Below are 16,023 nucleotides of genomic sequence, written 5' to 3'. Positions count from 1 at the left end.
CCGGGACACGGCGTTTCCGCGCAGGGCACGGCGTCACAGGCCGGCGATCACCTCGCGCAGCGCCTCGATCACCTTCTCCTGGACGTGCCGCGGCAGCGAGGGGTACATCGGCAGCGAGAAGATCTCCTTCGCCAGCCGCTCGGTCACCGGCAGATCGCCCTCGTGGTAGCCGAGGTGCGCGAAGCCGGACATCGTGTGCACCGGCCAGGGGTAGCTGATGTTCAGCTCGATGTCGTACGCCTTGAGCCGCTCGATGATCCGGTCCCGCTCGGGGTGGCGGACCACGTGGACGTAGTGGACGTGATCATTGCCCAGCGCGTTCGCGGGCAGGACCAGGCCGGTGTCCCCCAGCCCCTCCGCGTAGCGTCGCGCCACGCGCCGCCGGCCCTCGACGTAGGTGTCGAGGCGCCGTAGCTTGCGGCGGAGGATCTCGGCCTGGACCTCGTCGAGGCGGCTGTTGTGCCCGGGAGTCTGGACAACGTAGTACCGGTCCTCCATGCCGTAGTAGCGCAGCCGTCGCAGCTCCGCGTCCGTGCCCGAGTCGTGGGTGACGACCGCGCCGCCGTCGCCGTACGCCCCGAGGACCTTCGTCGGGTAGAAGGAGAAGGCCGCGGCGTCGCCCATGGTCCCGGCGAGCCGGCCGTGGTGGCGGGCGCCGTGGGCCTGGGCGCAGTCCTCCAGGACCTTCAGGCCGTGGCGCTGGGCGAACGCGGTCACCGCGGCCATGTCGACGCACTGCCCGTACAGATGCACCGGCACGATCGCCGTGGTCCGCTCGGTGAGCGCGTCGTGGAGCAGGTCCGTGCGCATGAGGTAGTCCTCCTCGCGCACGTCGACGAAGACCGGCCGGGCTCCCACGGCGTCGATGGCGAGGACCGTGGGGGCCGCCGTGTTGGACACCGTGAGCACGTCGTCGCCCGGCTTCACGCCGAGCGCCTGGAGGCCGAGGACGATGGCGTTGGTGCCGTTGTCGACGCCGACGCAGTGCGGCTGCCCGTGGTAGGCGGCGAACTCCTGCTCGAAGCCGGAGACGCTCTGTCCGAGGACGAGCTGACCGGACTGGAACACCGTGTCGACGGCGTCGAGGAGTTCCTCGCGCTCCTCGGCGTACTCCCGCAGATAGTCCCAGACGTAGGTGGTCATCGCCCGGACACCTCCCGCTCCTTGACTCCGGTGAACAGGCCGCGGCCGGTCGGCGGGCCCGGCTGGTACGTGACGGAGCAGCCGGCGTCCTTGAACGCCTGCTCGTACTCCTCTCGCGTGAACAGGGTCAGTACGTCGATCTCGGTGAAGGTCCGGATGCCCGACGGCTCGCCGACGAGGAATTGCACCTCCATCCGGGTGGCACGTCCCTGGAGGGTGGAGTGGGAGATCCGGGCGACGGTCCGCTCGCCCTCGCGGGCCAGGTCCCCGGCCACGAACCCCTCCTTGAACTGCTCGGGGAACCACCAGGGTTCGATGACCAGCGCGCCGCCCGGTTCGAGGTGACGGGCCATCGAGGCCACGGCGGAGCGCATCTCCTCGACGCTGCCCAGATAGCCGATGGCACAGAACATGCAGGTGACGACGGAGTAGCGGCGGCCGAGGTCGAAGTCGCGCATGTCGCCCTCGTGGATGGTCAGGCCGGGCCACCTCTCCAGTGCCAGATCACGCATGGGCGCCGCGATCTCCAGGCCCTCCGCCGTGGCGAAGAGCTTGCTGAAGGGGCCGAGATGGGCGGCGGTGCCGCAGGCCACGTCGAGCAGTGTGTCGGCGCCCGGGGCGTGCCGGCGTGCCACGGCCGCGATGTCCTCGGCCTCCGCCGCCCAGTCCTTGCCCCGGCTGCGGTACACCGTCTCGTAGACCTCGGCGAGGTCGGTGCTGTACATGGTTTCTCCTCGGGTCAGGGGCTGGTCAGGGGGCCTGGTCGTCGACGAGGGCGACCGCGCGCGCCCAGCCGGCCCCGGCGCCGGCGACCTTCACCGGGAAGCAGGCCACCTGGAAGCCGTACGGCGCCGGCAGCTCGTCGAGGCCCGCGAGCCGCTCGATCTGGCAGTACTCCCGGTGGCGTCCGGCGACATGGGCCGGCCAGAGCACGGCGGGGTCCCCGGTGCGCCGGTACTCGGCGATGATCGTGGTGAACGGCGCGTCCAGGCTGAACGCGTCGGTGCCGACCACCCGGATGCCCGCGTCGAGCAGGAAGGCGATGGCGCTCGCGTCGAGGCCGACGAAGTCGGTGAAGTACCGGCTGGTGCCGGACCACGCGGAGGCGCCGGTGTGCAGGAGCACGATGTCGGACGGGGCGAGCGTGTAGCCGATCCGGTCGATTTCCTTGCGCAGGTCCGCCGCGTCGACCACACCCGCCTCGCGGCCCCGGACGTCCAGGACGACCCCGGGGGCGAGGAACCACTCCAGCGGCATCGCGTCGATGTGCCGGGGCACGCCGGTGCCGTACGTCGTCCGGGAGCCGTAGTGCGAGGGCGCGTCGACGTGCGTGCCGGTGTGGGTGGTCAGACTCAGCCGGTCCAGCGAGAGGAACTCGCCGTCGGGCAGGTCGTCGGGGTCGAACTCGATGTCGAAGTGGCGCCGCATCTCGTCGCGCATGTGCAGCGCGCCCTCGCGTGGGGACATCACCTCGTGGACCACCGGGTCCGGTTCGAACGAGCCGGCGTCCACCGGCGAGGACAGGTCAATGATGCGCACGGTCACCTCCTGGACGACCAAGCCAGCCTGGCCGCAGCCGCTCGGAAGGCATTGGAAGACCGCTCGACGACCGGGCGGCCGTCTCGAGCGGGATTCGACAGACGTGCGACAGGGGTGCGCCAGGGTCGGGCATGACACGTGGGACCGTCGCCGGGGAGGCCGTTCGTGAACAGCACCGACATCCAGCAGTTCTACGCCCGCCACATGCAGTTGCTCGACGGCGGTGCCGCCGAGGCGTGGGCCGGTACGTTCACGCCCGACGCCGAGTTCAAGGCCCCGTCGATGACGGAGCCCGTGCGGGGCCGGGACGGCATCGCCGCCGGGGCGCGGGCGGCGGTCGAGGGGCGGGCCGCGGCCGGGGAGACGCACCGGCACTGGGTGACCATGACGACCGCCCGGGACACCGGGGACGGCATCGAGACGGTCTCGTACGTGCAGATCCTCGCGACCCCGCGCGGCGGCTCCCCGCGCGTGGAGCTGTCCTGCGTGATGCGCGACCGGCTGGTCCGGCGGGACGGCGAACTGCTCGTGGCGGAGCGGCACATCACCCGGGACGACCGGCCGGCGGACTGACCTCGACCCGGCTTCGAGCCCTCGTCAGTAGCGTCCCGGCATGACTCCTAGGACTGTGATCATCACTGGTGGGGGCACCGGAATCGGCCGTGCGACGGCCCGCCGCTTCGCGGGGCGGGGAGACCGCGTCCTGGTCGTGGGCCGCACCGCAGCCGCCCTCGACGAGACGGCCGAGGGCCACGAGAGCATCCGCACCCTGGTCGCGGACATCACCGAGCCGGGCGCCGGCGAGGCGGTGGTGGAGGCCGCGCTGCGGGCGTTCGGGCGGCTGGACGTGCTGGTCAACAACGCCGGCACCGGCTCCTTCGCGCCGCTCGCCAAACTCGACCGGGCCGCGACCGAGCACCAGGTCGCCGTCAACCTGATCGCCCCGGCCTTCGTGGCGCAGGCCGCGCTGGAGTCCCTGGAGGCGACCGGCGGCACCATCGTCAACGTCAGCTCGGCCGGCTCGCTGGGCATCCAGGGGTTCCCCGACAACTCGGTCTACTGGGCGACCAAGGCGGCGCTGAACCACTTCACCCGCACCTGGGCCGTCGAGCTGGCGCCGCGCGGTATCCGGGTGGTGTCGGTCGCCCCGGGCGTGACCGACACCGGCATCGGCGAGCGCGTCGGCATGTCCGCCGAGGAGTACCAGGGGTTCCTGGGCCAGCTCGCCGACCGGATCCCCCTCGGCCGGGTCGCCACGCCCGAGGACGTGGCCTGGTGGATCACCGCCCTGGCCGACCCCGAGGGCCGCTACATGACGGGCGCGGTCGTCCCGGTCGACGGCGGCCTCTCCCTGACCTGACCGCTCCCTCGCCCGACGGCGCGGACAGCCTGGCGGCACGGACAGCCGGGTCGCATGCCGCCAGGCCACACGGAGGTCCGGGCCGCCGCCGGGTGCCGCGCGGGCACCGGAGTCTCGCCGCCGCCCGGACCTACGGACAGCCGGGGCGCGGGCCGCCAGGCCACACGGCCTTCCGGGCCGCCGCCGAGTGCCGCGCGGACACCGGGCCTCGCCGCCGCCCGGAAACTCACGGACATCCGGACCGTACGCCGACGGGCCGCACCTTCGATGGGTGCGGCCCGTCGTCGTGTGTGCCCGGCGGGCGGGCGGCTCAGACGCCGTCGTGCTCGACCCTGCGGTGCCGCACCAGCCAGCCGTCGCCGTGCGGCACCAGTTCGTCCTCGCACACCGCGCTCAGGTGGAGCCTGGCCGGTCCTCCGGCCGGGGTGACCAGGACCTGTGCGTAGCAGCGGGTGCTCAGGGAGCCGTCCGGCCCGGATACGACGGTGAGCATGGAGAAGACATGCCGCCGCTGCTCCGGGGTGTCCGCCGTCCGCTCCAGGTTGCGGCGTACGGCCGCGGCGACGGCGTCCCGGCCGCGCAGGGGCTCGGGGGCGATGTTCTGCGCGAAGACGCCGTCCTCGGTGAACGTACGGGCCCACTCCTCGGCCCGCCGCTCGTCGAGGAGCCGCATCTGCCGGGCGTAGAACTGCTGCACGGCGACATACGTCTCGGCGGGGACAGGGTCGGTGCCGCGCAGCCGCTCGGCGTGGTCGGCCGCGCAGCGCAGGGTCGTGAGGCTGTTGCGGCCGAGGGCCTCACGGATCATGGTGCGGGCGGCGGCCACGTCCGCCGTCGGACCGAGGACGCTGGTCACGGCGTCCGGCGCGATCCGCACGGTGTGCCGGGAGGTGACCGTGCAGCCCTTGTCGTCCTCCTCGAAGATCCACTCGCCGGTGTGGGCGGCCATCAGCGCGGGTGTTTGGATCTGCTTGTAGACGATCCGCTCGGCGGGGAAGCAGACGCGCACCGAACGGGTGGTGTGGGTCGCGCCGTCGGCGGTGCGCGTGTCCATCTCCAGGATCTGCTCGTTCGGGGTGTCCTCGGTGAGGACGACCCGGGCGACGTGCGGCAGCCGTTCCGTCCAGCGGTCGGCCGCGCGGATGAACTCGTACGCGTCCTTCGCCGAGCCGTCGACGCGCACGCTGTCGTCGAACGTGAAGGTGAGCTCCGGGTCCGCGTCCTCCACGCCCCGGCGCAGGGCCTCCAGTTCGGACCCGGTGTTGGTGTCGATGGCCCGGCGGATCCACTCGACGTGCTCGGGGGCGTCGTCGACGGCGGTGAACGCGTGGGTGAACCGCACCCGGGTCCCCCGGTCGCCGAGCGGCTCCAGCAGCCACTCGCCGCTCATGCTCCGTACCGGCGTCCGCGACTCCTCCTGCCGGAACGTCACCCGTAATCCGGCCCGGTCCAGTTCGCGGCGCGAGGTCCAGCTCTTGACCTCGTCGTTGGCCGTCGCCCAGATCCTCAGCCGCTCCTGCCGGTCGTCGCCCTCAAGGCGCTCGACGTGCACGCTCGGCGGGAAGTGCACCGGCCAGCGGGAGGCCTCGGCGACCAGGTCGAACACGGCCTCGGCCGGGGCCCGCACCTCGATCTCGTGGACGGTGGTGTGCACGGTCTCGTCCGACATGGCTCTCCTCAGTAGTTTCCCAGCCCGCCGCAGACGTTGATCGCCTGCGCGGTGACGGATGAGGCCGCGTCGGTCAGCAGATAGCCGACCATGCCCGCCACCTCGTCGGGCGTGGTGTACCGGCCGAGCGGGATCTTCGCCTGGAACCGGTCGAGCACCTCCTCCTCGGTGGTCTCCCAGGCGGCGGCGTAGCCCTGCCGGACCCGCACCGCCATGGGCGTCTCCACATAGCCGGGGCACACCGCGTTGACCGTGATCCCGGACTTGGCCAGCTCCAGCCCCAGGGCCTTGGTGAAGCCGACGACCCCGTGCTTGGAGGCGGAGTAGGGGGCGCCCAGCACCACGCCCTGCTTGCCGCCGGTGGAGGCGATGCTGACGACCCGGCCCCAGCTCCCCTCGCGCATCCGGCCGGTGGTCAGGGCGGCGCGGGTGACGCGGAAGACGCTGTCCAGGTTGGTGGCCATCACGTCGTCCCACAGCTCGTCGGCGATGGTGTGCGTGGGACCGCCGCCGCTGCGGCCGGCGTTGTTGACGAGCACCTCGACGGGCCCGTAGCGCTCGACCGCGGCGGACATCAGCGCCTCGATCTCCGCGACCTCCCGTACGTCGCAGGCGGCGCCGTCCACGTCGTGGCCCTCGGCGCGCAGCTCCTTGACCGTGAGCGCGACCCGGTCGGCGTCCCGGGCGCAGAGGAACACGCGGTGGCCGACGGCGGCCAGGGACCGGGTGACGGCGAGGCCGATCCCGCTGGTGGCACCGGTGACGACGGCGACCCGGCTGGTGGGTGAGGACATGCTCCGATCAGCCCTTTCGCGTGCAGAACTCGGTGATGGACTCGACGACGTAGTCGAGCATTTCTTTGGTGAGCCCCGGATAGACGCCGATCCAGAAGGTGTCCTCCGTGACGGTGTCGCAGTTGACCAGCTCGTCCACGATCCGGTAGCGCACGTCCTGGTAGGCGGGATGGCGGGTGATGTTCCCGCCGAACAGCCGGCGGGTGCCGATCCTGCGGCCTTCCAGGAAGTCGACGAGGTCCCTGCGGGTGAAGCCCGCGTCGGGCAGCACGGTCAGGGCGAAGCCGAACCAGCTGGGGTCGCTGCCCGGGGTGGCCCGCGGCAGCAGCAGTCCGGGCACGTCGGCCAGACCGTCGCGCAGCCGCTGCCAGTTGCGCCGCCGGGCCGCGCCGAAGTCGTCGACCTTCTTCAACTGGCTGAGGGCCAGGGCGCCTTGGAGGTCGGTGGCCTTCAGGTTGTAGCCGACGTGGGAGAAGATGTACTTGTGGTCGTAGCCGGCCGGGAGGGTGCCGAGCTGGTAGTCGAACCGCTTCAGGCAGGTGTTGTCCGTGCCCGGTTCGCACCAGCAGTCCCGGCCCCAGTCGCGCATCGACTCGACGATCCGGGCCAGTTCCAGACTCGCGGTGAGGACGCAGCCGCCCTCACCGGCGGTGATGTGGTGGGCGGGGTAGAAGCTCACCGTCGACAGGTCGCCGAAGGTGCCGGTGAGCCTGCCCCCGTAGGTGGAGCCGACGGCGTCGCAGTTGTCCTCGATGAAGAACAGATCGTGCCGGCGGGCCAGTTCCGCGACCTCGGCGACGGGGAACGGGTTGCCGAGGGCGTGGGCGATCATGATGAGCCTGGTGCGCGGGGAGAGCGCCGCCTCGATCTGGGCCAGGGAAGCGTTGTAGGTGCCCAGTTCGATGTCCACGAAGACCGGTGTCAGGCCGTTCTGGACGAGCGGGTTGATCGTGGTCGGGAAGCCTGCGCCGACCGTGATGGCCTCGTCGCCGGGGCGCAGCCGCAGCTCCTTCAGCTTCGGCGAGGTGAGCGCGCTGACCGCCAGCAGGTTGGCCGACGATCCCGAGTTGACCATGTGGGCCTTGCGCAGCCGGAAGTAGCGGGCGAAATCGCTCTCGAACTTCCGGGTGCGCGCCCCGGCGGCGATCCGCATCTCCAGGGCCGCTTCGACGAGCGCGCCCCGGTCCTCCTCGTCGAGGACCGCGCCCGAGGACCAGATCGGTGTGACCCCGGGCTCGAACGCGCGCGATTCCTGTTCCTTGTGGTACTTGCGCGCCAGTTCCAGCACCAGCGCCTTGGTGTCCGTCACGTCTGGATCCCTCACCCTCGGTCGTGGACTGAGCCGTGCGTGCCGTGCTCGGCGACCAGCCGTTCCAGCACCGGAACGACCTCGTTGGGACTGGGCACCGCGAGCAGTTCCTCCTGGAGCCGGCGGGCGCCCCGCGCGAACGACGGCTCGCCGACCAGCCGCTGGACCTGCTTGCGCAGGACGTCCGGAAGCAGGTCGGCGCTCGGCACGCACAGGCCGGCACCGATGTCCTCCAGCCCGCGCCCCATCACCTCGGTGTCCCAGCCGAAGGCCAGGATCAGCTGGGGCACGGCGTGCAGTTCGGCCGTCGCCTTGGTGCCGACCCCGCCGTGGTGCACGATCGCGTCGCACGTGGGCAGCAGGTCGTTGAGCGGGACGAAGTCGACCAGGCGGACGTTGTCCGGCAGATCCTTGGCCGCCTCGCGGGTCGCCTCGTCGACGGTCGCGACGATCTCCGCGTCCAGCTCCGCGAGATGGGCCAGGAGCTCGGCCATGTCGACGCCGACGTCGGAGGCCGAGGAGCCGAGCGTCACACAGACGCGGCTGCGTCCGGGGTCGGCCCGCAGCCAGTCCGGCACCACCGCGGGGCCGTTGTACGGCACGTGGCGCACCTGCACGGTCGGCAGCTTCAGGTCGAGCTGGGTGCTGGGCGGTGTGGTGTTGACGGTCCACTGGCCGGTGACCATGTCCTCGTCGAACCCGGCGTCGGATCCCAGCCGCCGCAGCGTGCGCTCCAGCCACTCGGCGGTGGGGTCCTCGCGGTGCTCCGGCTCCTGCTCGGCGGCCAGCCGCAGGAACTCCTTGCGGGCCCGCACGCTGATGTCGGGGCCCGAGACCAGCCGGCAGTGCGCCGCGCCCGTCACCCGGGCCGCGATGGCCCCGGCGAGGGTGAAGGTCTCCCAGACGACGAGGTCGGGCTGCCAGGAGCGGGCGAAGTCCACGAGGGCGTCGACCATGGTGTCGTTGTTGAGCGCGCCGTAGAGCGTGGGCACCATGATGTTCTCCAGTGCCAGCAACTGCTCGTAGTCCCAGGGGTGTTCGCCCCGGGCGGCGTAGTCGAAACCCTGCACATGGGCCGAGGCCTCGTCGTGGAGCTTGCCGAGCAGCCCGAGGTCCTCCAGGGCGCCGAGCGACCACTCCACGGGGACGGCGGTCAGTCCCGTACCCGTGATGACGTCGGTCAGTTCGGGCTGGCTGGCGATCCGCACCTCGTGGCCCGCGGTGCGCAGCGCCCAGGCGAGCGGCACGAGCGGGTAGTAGTGGGTGTGGTGGGCCAGTGAGGTGAACAGAACCTTCATCGCGTCTCCTCCTCGCCGATTCGGGCCGGCAGCCTGACCAGGCGCCGGGTCAGGGGCGCCCGGCGCACCCGCACCGGCTCGCCGTCCGGCCGCACCACCGCGAACCGCGCGGCCAGCGCCACCAGCGCGTGCTCGGCGAGCGCCCGAGCGGCCGGGAGCAGGGTGGCGCAGGCGGCCACGGGCAGGGGGGTGGGGGTCTTGACGGTGTCGCCGTCGGGCACGGTGGCCGTGGTCGTGATGGCGGTGACCGTGTCACCGGCCTCGATACGGGTGCCGGCCACCTCGGCCGGGGCGAGGGCCACCAGGGGGCAGGCCCGCCACGGCGGTCGCTGGTGCAGGACCTCCGCGACCAGCCGGGCCGCGTACGCGGGGTCCGAGCGCAGCGGCTCCCACTCCCGCGGCCGGTCGAGGAGGCCGCGCAGCGCGTCTCCGAGCAGGTCCGCCGCGGCCCGGGCCCCAGCCACCGCGAGCACCAGGTCCGCCTCCGCGTGGGCGCGCCCGGCGAAGAGTTCCCGCAGTCCGCGTACGCCCGCCGCCAGCCGCCGTGTCGTCTCCAGCGTCTGCGGGCAGAGCAGCGCGTCCACGGCCGGGGCGGCCGCGGCGAGGTCGGCGGCGAAGGCCGCGCGCCGCTCCTCGGGGACGTCCAGGATCGCGGCGTAGGCGGCCGCGGTCAGCGGCTCGGCGAAGTCCGCCGTCAGGTCGACCGGGCCCGGGCCGAGCCGCGCCGCGGCCTGCCCGGCCTGCTCCCGCAACGATCCGGCCAGCCTCCCCACGGCCCTCGTCCCGCCCCGCCGCGCCAGGCCCCGGGCGAGTCCCGTCGTGCGCTGCCGCTCCGGATCGGGCAGCCAGGCCTCCGCCTGCGGCACCGCGGCCGACACCGCGGGTTCCGCGCCGGCGGACAACTCCCGCACCGCCGCGGGGCCGGTGACGACCCAGGTGTCGAGCCGGCTGCGCCACACCGGCCCCCGCTCCGCGATCGAGGTGAGAGCTCCACCCGCGTCGTCCTCGCCGCTCTCGAATCCCCGTACCAGCCGGGCATACGGGTCACCCGCCCCCGGTACGAACGGCTCCGCGTTGATCGCGTAGAGCCACTGTGCCGCGTGGACGAGTTGCAGTTCGCGCCCCAGGGCATTCGTCGCCGCCGTCACCCCGCCACCTCCGTCATCCGATTACCTCGGCAAGGTACGGGGCCGAATTAGAAGAACACTCGAACTGCCGTTTTCCGTATCCACCGTTCCTCAAGCAGTGCTTGATCTCCCGGTCGTACGGTGGGGAACCCACTGGACTCCCGCAAGGTGATGAGGATCCCTATGCCAGAGCACCGTCAGCAACGGGCGCTCCGCATGGGCGTGATCGGCACGGCGAACATCGCGATACGCCGGATCATGCCCGTGCTCGCCGCGCACGACCACGTCGACCTCGTCGCGGTGGCCAGCCGGGACAAGGCCCGTGCCGAGCGAGTGGGGGCCGCTTTCGGCTGCGCGGGCGTGGGGGATTACGCGGCACTCGTCGAGCGGGACGACCTCGACGCCGTCTATATTCCGCTGCCGCCCGGCATGCATCACGAGTGGGCGCTACGGGCTTTGCGTTCGGGAAAGCACGTGCTGGTCGAGAAACCGATGTCGGACACGTACGAGAAAACTCTCGAGCTGATGTCGACCGCGTCGGAACTCGGACTCGTGCTCGCCGAGAACTTCATGTTCCTGCACCATTCCCAGCATGCTGCGGTACGGGCGATGCTGGATGAGTCCGTGGGAGAACTGCGGCAGTTCTCGGGGTCGTTCGCGGTGCCCCCGCTGGCACCCGACTCGTTCCGGTACCAGCCGGCCCTGGGCGGAGGCGCGTTGCTCGACGTCGGGGTGTATCCCCTGCGGGCTGCCCAGCTCTACCTCACCGGCGAACTCGATGTCCTCGGGGCGTGTCTGCGCGTCGACGAGGCGACCGGGGCCGATGTCGCCGGCAGCGTGCTGCTGAGCGACGACCGTGGCGTGACGGCCCAGCTGGACTTCGGCTTCGAGCACTCCTACCGCTCGACCTACGCCCTGTGGGGCAACCGGGGCCGGGTGAGCGTCCGGCGTGCCTTCACCCCGCCGGAGCAGCTGAAGCCGGTGGTCAGGATCGAGCAGCAGGACGTGGTGACGGAGCGCTCGCTGCCCGAGGACAACCAGGTCTTCAACGCGATGGACGCCTTCGTCCGAGCGGCCCTCACGGGCGGCGGCCCCTTGGCCGACATGTCGGCGATCCAACGCCAGGCCCTGCTCCTCGACCGAGTCCGCCGAGCAGCCAAACTCATCGGCGACCCCAAGGCGAACCCGGCCACGGGCCTGAGCTAACGCCCTGCTTCTAGGGGCGCGGGGAGCTGCGCGAACAACCCCCACCGCCCCGCACCCGCCCACGACACCGCGCCCCGCCACATCCTCAGGCGGGGCGCGAAGCCATTCCTTCAGCGGTCGAGAACCCTGCGCAGAACCCCTCCGAGAGTCTGAGCCGCATCAACCGCCGCCTCATCCGTACGCCAAGCCACAATTCCGTCCGGCCGCACCAGACTCGCCCCCGCCTTCCCGATGCCATACCGCTCGGACACCGCACTCTCGGGATCAGTCAGCCCCGCCCCGACCCGATAGGCGCTCACCGGCACCCCCAGCTCCACCGAGACCGCCTCCGCCGCCGCGACCCATTCCGCCCCCAACTCCCCCACCAGCAGCGTCCACCCGTCGCCGAACAGATCCACCGTGGAAAGCCGCTCCCCGTGCCGCGACACCAGGACATGCGGCCCACGGAACCCGGGACGACCACTCGGCGTCATCGGATTCTCCACCCGCGCCGGATCGTCGTCCGCGGCCAGCACCGCCGAGGACCGGTACCGGAACCCGAGCAGCGTCTCGGCGTACCCCACCGACTTGTCCCACACCTCCGCCATGTGCGGAGCCATCCGCTGCGCGTAGATCGCCAGCGCCTCGGCCACGACCAGCTCCGCGGCGACCTTGCGCTCGTCCTCGTACGTACCGAGGAGCCCCGCCCCGGCCTGCCCCTGCAGCACCGCCGCCAGCTTCCAGGCCAGGTCGAACCCGTCGGCGACGGCCGCGTTGCCGCTCATGCCCCCGGTCGGCGGGGTGACCTTCGCCGCGTCACCGACCAGGAACACCCGCCCCTCGCGCCAGCGTTCGGCGATCCGGGCCGCCATCTCCCAGCCCTGGATGTCGACGAGCTCGGGCTTCACCTCGGGGGCGTCCAGGGCGAGGCCGATGAGTTCGACGCAGCGCTCCGGTGTGAAGTCCTCGGGGCGCTCGCCCTGGTCGGGGTCGTACTCGACGAAGAGGGTATGCCGGTCGGGCCGGTCCGTCGGCCCGAACGTGCCCTTGAACTCCGGGTGGTGGAGGTAGTACCAGCCGGTCGTGCCCGGCTCCATGATCCCGGAGAGGTCGGCGTCGAAGATGATCCCGACCATGTGGGTCAGCGTGCCGTGCCCGTACCGCTCGATGCCCAGCGACTCCCGCACCAGGCTGCGGTTGCCGTCGGCGGCCACGAGATACCCGGCGCGCAGGTCGTACTCGCCGTCGGGCCCCGCCAGCCGGGCCGTGACTCCGTCGTCGTCCTGGCGGAACGACAGCAGCCGGGTGTCGAAGCGGATGGATCCGCCGTGCCCCCGCGCCTGCGCGAGCAGGATCGGCTCCAGCTTGTCCTGGGACAGCATCGCCCAGCCGGCCGGTGTGCACGGCTCGGTGGCGGCGACCATGTCGTCGAAGCTCTCCGAGACGGTCCGCAGGATCTCGCCCCGCACGCTCTCGGCGAGCCGGATGACGAAGTCGCCCTGGGTGCCGCGGATGTCGTCGGCCCGGACCACCTCGTCCGCGACGCCCCCGATGCGCAGCAGTTCCATGGTCCGCGGGTTCTGCCCGGCGGCCCGCGGATAGGGCGAGAGGCCCGGCCTGCGCTCCACCACAAGCACCCGGACGCCCTGCCGGGCGAGGAACATCGCCGTCGACAGGCCCCCGAGGCCCGCACCCACCACCAGTACATCGACCTCGTGGTCGTTCATGTTGCTCCTCTCTCGTCGTTCGCTTCGTTCTCTGGGGTCTTTGCGAGTCGGCCGGTTCACACCCGGACGCCGACGAACAGCCCCCGGCCCGACGGCGCCTCCGGCAGGTACTCGACCTCGAAGCCCGCCTCCCGGAAGGCCTGTTCGTACTCGGCGCGGCTGAACAGGGAGATGATGTGGGTGTCGACGAAGTGCTGGGCTCCGGCGCCGGGTTCGGCGACCACGAAGTGCACGTCCATGTGCGAGGTACGGCCCCGGCGGGCGGAGTGCGAGACCCGGGAGACGGTGACGCCGTCGACGGTGACGATGTCGGCGGAGACATGGCCGTCGGCGAACGTCTCGTAGAACCACCACGGGTCGACCACGGCCACCCCGCCCGGCTCCAGATGCCGGGCGAACATCGTCAGCGCCTGCCCGAGTTCGGCGACCGACGTCATATAGCCGACGGAGCCGAACATGCAGGTCACCACGTCGAAGGTGGTGCCGAGGCGGAAGTCGCGCATGTCGCCGGCGTGCACGCTCACCCCGGGCAGCGCGGCCCGGGCCTCCTCGGCCATGGGCGCGGACAGCTCCACTCCCTCGACGTGGTCGAAGAGGTCGGCGAAGTGCCGCAGATGCCCTCCGGTGCCGCACGCGACGTCGAGCAGCCGTCCGGCGCCGGGCCTGCTCCGCCGGGCCGCGGCGGCGACCGCCTCGGTCTCGGCGCGGTAGTCCTTGCCGCGCTCGCGGTGCACCAGGTCGTAGACCCGCGCGAGGTCGGCCCCGTACATCGTCTCTCCCGCCCGCTGCTCGTCCGCCACGGTCAGACCGCCGAGCGGGTGTGGGCGAGGATGACCTCGGCGAGCGGCCCGTGGACCGAGGACGGCAGGGCGTGTCCCATGCCCGGGATCTCCGCGAGGCGGGCGGTGGGGATGAGCCCGGCGAGGTGCTTGCCGTGCGGCGCGGGTGCGATGGGGTCGTGCTCGGCCTGGATGACCAGGGTCGGCACGGTGACGTCGCGCAGCTCGGCGGCCCGGGCCGGCGGCGGCAGGGTCAGCGAGTAGTGCGCGTACGGCTCGGCGAGGGCGCCGCCCGCGTGGTCGATCGCCCGTTCCTCCCATCGCGCGTACTCGGCGTCGTCGAACGGCACGCCCGTGCCGGAGAGGATGCGCCACTTGCTGACGCGCTTGGCCACCTCGGCGGCCCGGCCCTCGGCCGGCTGGTTCATCAGGGCGAGCGCGTCCAGGAACGGCTGCTGGGGCCCGGGCAGGCCGTCCAGCGTGGGTTCGCCGCGCATCACGCGCTCGATGTTGGCGTCGAAGTCGATGTCGAGGCCGCCGCCGAGCAGCATGGTCAGGCTGCTCAGCCGGTCGTGGTGGTCGAGCGCGACGACCTGGGTGATGGTCGCCCCCATCGACAGGCCGACGACATGGGCCCGGTCGACGCCCCAGCCGTCGAGGACGGCGACCGCGTCGGCGGCCAGCTCACCGAAGCCGTAGGGGTGCGCGGCGAAGTCGCGGGTGGTGGAGCGGCCGGTGTCGCGGTGGTCGTAGCGGATGACGTGGAGGCCGCCGTCGGCGAGCCGCCGGGCGAACTCGTCGGGCCAGCCGAGGGCGGAGAGGTTGCCGCCCATGACGAGCAGCAGCGCCGGGTCCGCCGGGTCGCCGAAGTCGTCGCTCCACAGCTCGACGTCCCCGCTCGGCACGATGCGTTCGGACATGTGTCTACTCCTGTGCTGGGAGGGCTTCGGAGGCCTGGGCGGCCGGGGCCGCTTCCTCGGGGACGGCCGTGAACTCGAGGATCGAGAAGTCGAACGGGAGGGTCGTGGAGCCGCTCGTGCGCTCCGAGGCCAGGGCGAGGCCGGCCGCTCCGGCCAGGGCCACGACCTCGTCCCGGGTGCGCACCCGTCCGCCCATGAACGTCAGCATCCGCAGGTCGAGCAGTGTGCTGAAGAACCGGTCGGCGCCGTCGCCCTCGACATCGGCACGGTCGAGGACCAGGATCCTGCCGCCCGGTTCCAGCGCCCTGACGCAGCCGCGCAGGATCGTCAGCGCGTCCTCGTCGGACCAGTTGAGCAGGACGAACGACAGCAGGACGACGTCGGCGGTGACCGGCAGCGGCTTGAAGAAGTCGCCCTCCGCCACCGTGACCCGGTCGGCCAGACCGGCGTCCGCGAACCTGCGCCGGGCGCGCTCGGCGGGACCGGCCAGTTCGAGCAGGGTGCCCCGCAGGTGCGGGGCCCGCAGGGCGATCGCCGCGAGCATGCCGCCGTTGCCGCCGCCGACGTCGAGGACGTGCCGGACCGCCGACCAGTCGTACGCGTCGGCCGGGGCCTCGTAGGCCAGGTCCTCGTCGCAGGACATCAGCGCGTCGAAGGAGTCGGCCAGCGTCACGTCCGCCGAGAGGTCCTCCCAGAAGGGCCGCCCGTACCGCCCGGCGTAGGCGGGGCGGCCGGTGCGGACCACGTCGAGGAGCCCGGTGAAGGCCAGGTCGGCGTGCGAGACGGCCCCGTTCAGGTCCAGCCAGGCCCGCTGCTGGGCCGGGTGGCCATCGGCGAGCAGCATCCCGAGCCGGGTGGGGCGCAGCGGCTGGTCCGGCTTCTCTCCGCCCTCCAGGACGCCGACGACGGTCAGGTGCCTGACCAGGCGGGAGAGCGCCTGGGGGTGGGTGTCCGTACGGTCGGCGAGGCCGGCGAGGGTGTCGGCTCCGGCCAGCAGATGATCGACCAGGCGGAGCGTCGCGGCGACCCTCAGGGCCATCGGGGTCACCAGGTTGCCGAGGTTCTTCAGGAGTACGTCGAGGTCCTGGTCGGTCGGTTCCAGGGGTTCCCCGGGTGAGGAAGAGCTCACCGTGTTCCTTCCCTTGGGCGTCGGTGTGCCGGACGGGCAGACGG

Annotated in this window: 15 protein-coding genes; 3 read left to right on the top strand and 12 right to left on the bottom strand. The window is 72.2% G+C overall.

The genetic code is table 11. The annotated features are described in order from the left end of the window. Positions 1-33: 33 nt before the first annotated feature. Genes ACFT4A_RS18705 through ACFT4A_RS18695 form a run of 3 tightly spaced genes read right to left on the bottom strand, consistent with a single transcriptional unit; the run spans position 34 to position 2,682 of the window. On the bottom strand, positions 34-1,143 hold the full coding sequence (locus tag ACFT4A_RS18705; protein WP_382831420.1) for a DegT/DnrJ/EryC1/StrS family aminotransferase: 1,110 nt from the start codon (positions 1,141-1,143) through the stop codon (positions 34-36). After that, the gene (locus ACFT4A_RS18700; protein WP_189725825.1) at positions 1,140-1,868 is read right to left on the bottom strand and encodes a bifunctional 2-polyprenyl-6-hydroxyphenol methylase/3-demethylubiquinol 3-O-methyltransferase UbiG; all 729 of its coding nucleotides are present in this window, start codon (positions 1,866-1,868) and stop codon (positions 1,140-1,142) included. Before ACFT4A_RS18700 ends, ACFT4A_RS18705 begins: the two co-directional genes overlap by 4 nt. A 25-nt stretch (positions 1,869-1,893) precedes the next feature. Then, the gene (locus tag ACFT4A_RS18695) at positions 1,894-2,682 is read right to left on the bottom strand and encodes a cyclase family protein (RefSeq protein ID WP_382831417.1); all 789 of its coding nucleotides are present in this window, start codon (positions 2,680-2,682) and stop codon (positions 1,894-1,896) included. A 165-nt stretch (positions 2,683-2,847) separates the two neighbouring features. Between ACFT4A_RS18695 and ACFT4A_RS18690 the strand changes: the two genes are divergently transcribed. Both ACFT4A_RS18690 and ACFT4A_RS18685 read left to right on the top strand, forming a co-directional pair. Next, the gene (locus ACFT4A_RS18690) at positions 2,848-3,255 is read left to right on the top strand and encodes a nuclear transport factor 2 family protein (protein ID WP_382831415.1); all 408 of its coding nucleotides are present in this window, start codon (positions 2,848-2,850) and stop codon (positions 3,253-3,255) included. 55 nt (positions 3,256-3,310) lie between these two features. Beyond that, complete coding sequence (locus ACFT4A_RS18685; RefSeq protein WP_382831431.1) at positions 3,311-4,042, top strand: SDR family NAD(P)-dependent oxidoreductase; 732 nt, start codon at positions 3,311-3,313, stop codon at positions 4,040-4,042. Positions 4,043-4,352: 310 nt separating this feature from the next. Here ACFT4A_RS18685 and ACFT4A_RS18680 read toward each other — a convergent pair whose 3' ends face one another. The 5 genes from ACFT4A_RS18680 to ACFT4A_RS18660 are packed head-to-tail and all read right to left on the bottom strand — an operon-like array spanning position 4,353 to position 10,260. Further along, positions 4,353-5,711 (bottom strand): nuclear transport factor 2 family protein, encoded by a 1,359-nt coding sequence (locus ACFT4A_RS18680; protein WP_382831413.1) that lies wholly within the window; start codon positions 5,709-5,711, stop codon positions 4,353-4,355. A gap of 8 nt (positions 5,712-5,719) precedes the next feature. Continuing rightward, positions 5,720-6,505 carry an SDR family NAD(P)-dependent oxidoreductase gene (locus ACFT4A_RS18675; protein ID WP_376388611.1) on the bottom strand — a complete coding sequence of 262 codons (786 nt, stop codon included), beginning with the start codon at positions 6,503-6,505 and terminating at the stop codon, positions 5,720-5,722. 7 nt (positions 6,506-6,512) lie between these two features. After that, positions 6,513-7,814 carry a lipopolysaccharide biosynthesis protein RfbH gene (gene rfbH, locus ACFT4A_RS18670; RefSeq protein WP_382831410.1) on the bottom strand — a complete coding sequence of 434 codons (1,302 nt, stop codon included), beginning with the start codon at positions 7,812-7,814 and terminating at the stop codon, positions 6,513-6,515. An 11-nt stretch (positions 7,815-7,825) separates the two neighbouring features. Further along, positions 7,826-9,112, bottom strand: a complete 1,287-nt coding sequence (locus ACFT4A_RS18665) for an activator-dependent family glycosyltransferase (protein ID WP_382831407.1) — start codon at positions 9,110-9,112, stop codon at positions 7,826-7,828. After that, positions 9,109-10,260: a hypothetical protein gene (locus tag ACFT4A_RS18660; protein ID WP_382831405.1), complete on the bottom strand. Its 1,152-nt coding sequence runs from the start codon at positions 10,258-10,260 to the stop codon at positions 9,109-9,111. The genes ACFT4A_RS18665 and ACFT4A_RS18660 overlap by 4 nt, the downstream gene beginning before the upstream one ends. Positions 10,261-10,455: 195 nt before the next feature. Here ACFT4A_RS18660 and ACFT4A_RS18655 point away from each other — a divergent pair, with 195 nt between their 5' ends. Beyond that, positions 10,456-11,445, top strand: a complete 990-nt coding sequence (locus tag ACFT4A_RS18655) for a Gfo/Idh/MocA family protein (RefSeq protein ID WP_382831428.1) — start codon at positions 10,456-10,458, stop codon at positions 11,443-11,445. Positions 11,446-11,555: 110 nt separating this feature from the next. Here ACFT4A_RS18655 and rdmE read toward each other — a convergent pair whose 3' ends face one another. The 4 genes from rdmE to ACFT4A_RS18635 are packed head-to-tail and all read right to left on the bottom strand — an operon-like array spanning position 11,556 to position 15,979. Beyond that, positions 11,556-13,151, bottom strand: coding sequence for an aklavinone 12-hydroxylase RdmE (gene rdmE, locus ACFT4A_RS18650; protein WP_382831402.1), 1,596 nt, complete (start codon positions 13,149-13,151; stop codon positions 11,556-11,558). A 56-nt stretch (positions 13,152-13,207) separates the two neighbouring features. Then, complete coding sequence (locus tag ACFT4A_RS18645) at positions 13,208-13,921, bottom strand: class I SAM-dependent methyltransferase (RefSeq protein WP_382831425.1); 714 nt, start codon at positions 13,919-13,921, stop codon at positions 13,208-13,210. 32 nt (positions 13,922-13,953) lie between these two features. After that, positions 13,954-14,850 carry an alpha/beta fold hydrolase gene (locus tag ACFT4A_RS18640; RefSeq protein WP_382831399.1) on the bottom strand — a complete coding sequence of 299 codons (897 nt, stop codon included), beginning with the start codon at positions 14,848-14,850 and terminating at the stop codon, positions 13,954-13,956. 4 nt (positions 14,851-14,854) lie between these two features. Further along, complete coding sequence (locus ACFT4A_RS18635; protein ID WP_382831397.1) at positions 14,855-15,979, bottom strand: methyltransferase; 1,125 nt, start codon at positions 15,977-15,979, stop codon at positions 14,855-14,857. Positions 15,980-16,023: the final 44 nt, after the last annotated feature.

The sequence above is a fragment of the Streptomyces sp. NPDC057099 genome (assembly GCF_042671245.1).
Classification (GTDB): domain Bacteria; phylum Actinomycetota; class Actinomycetes; order Streptomycetales; family Streptomycetaceae; genus Streptomyces; species Streptomyces purpurascens.
The sequence above is the reverse complement of the archived record's forward strand: the minus strand, read 5'-3'. Positions and strand labels throughout refer to the sequence as shown.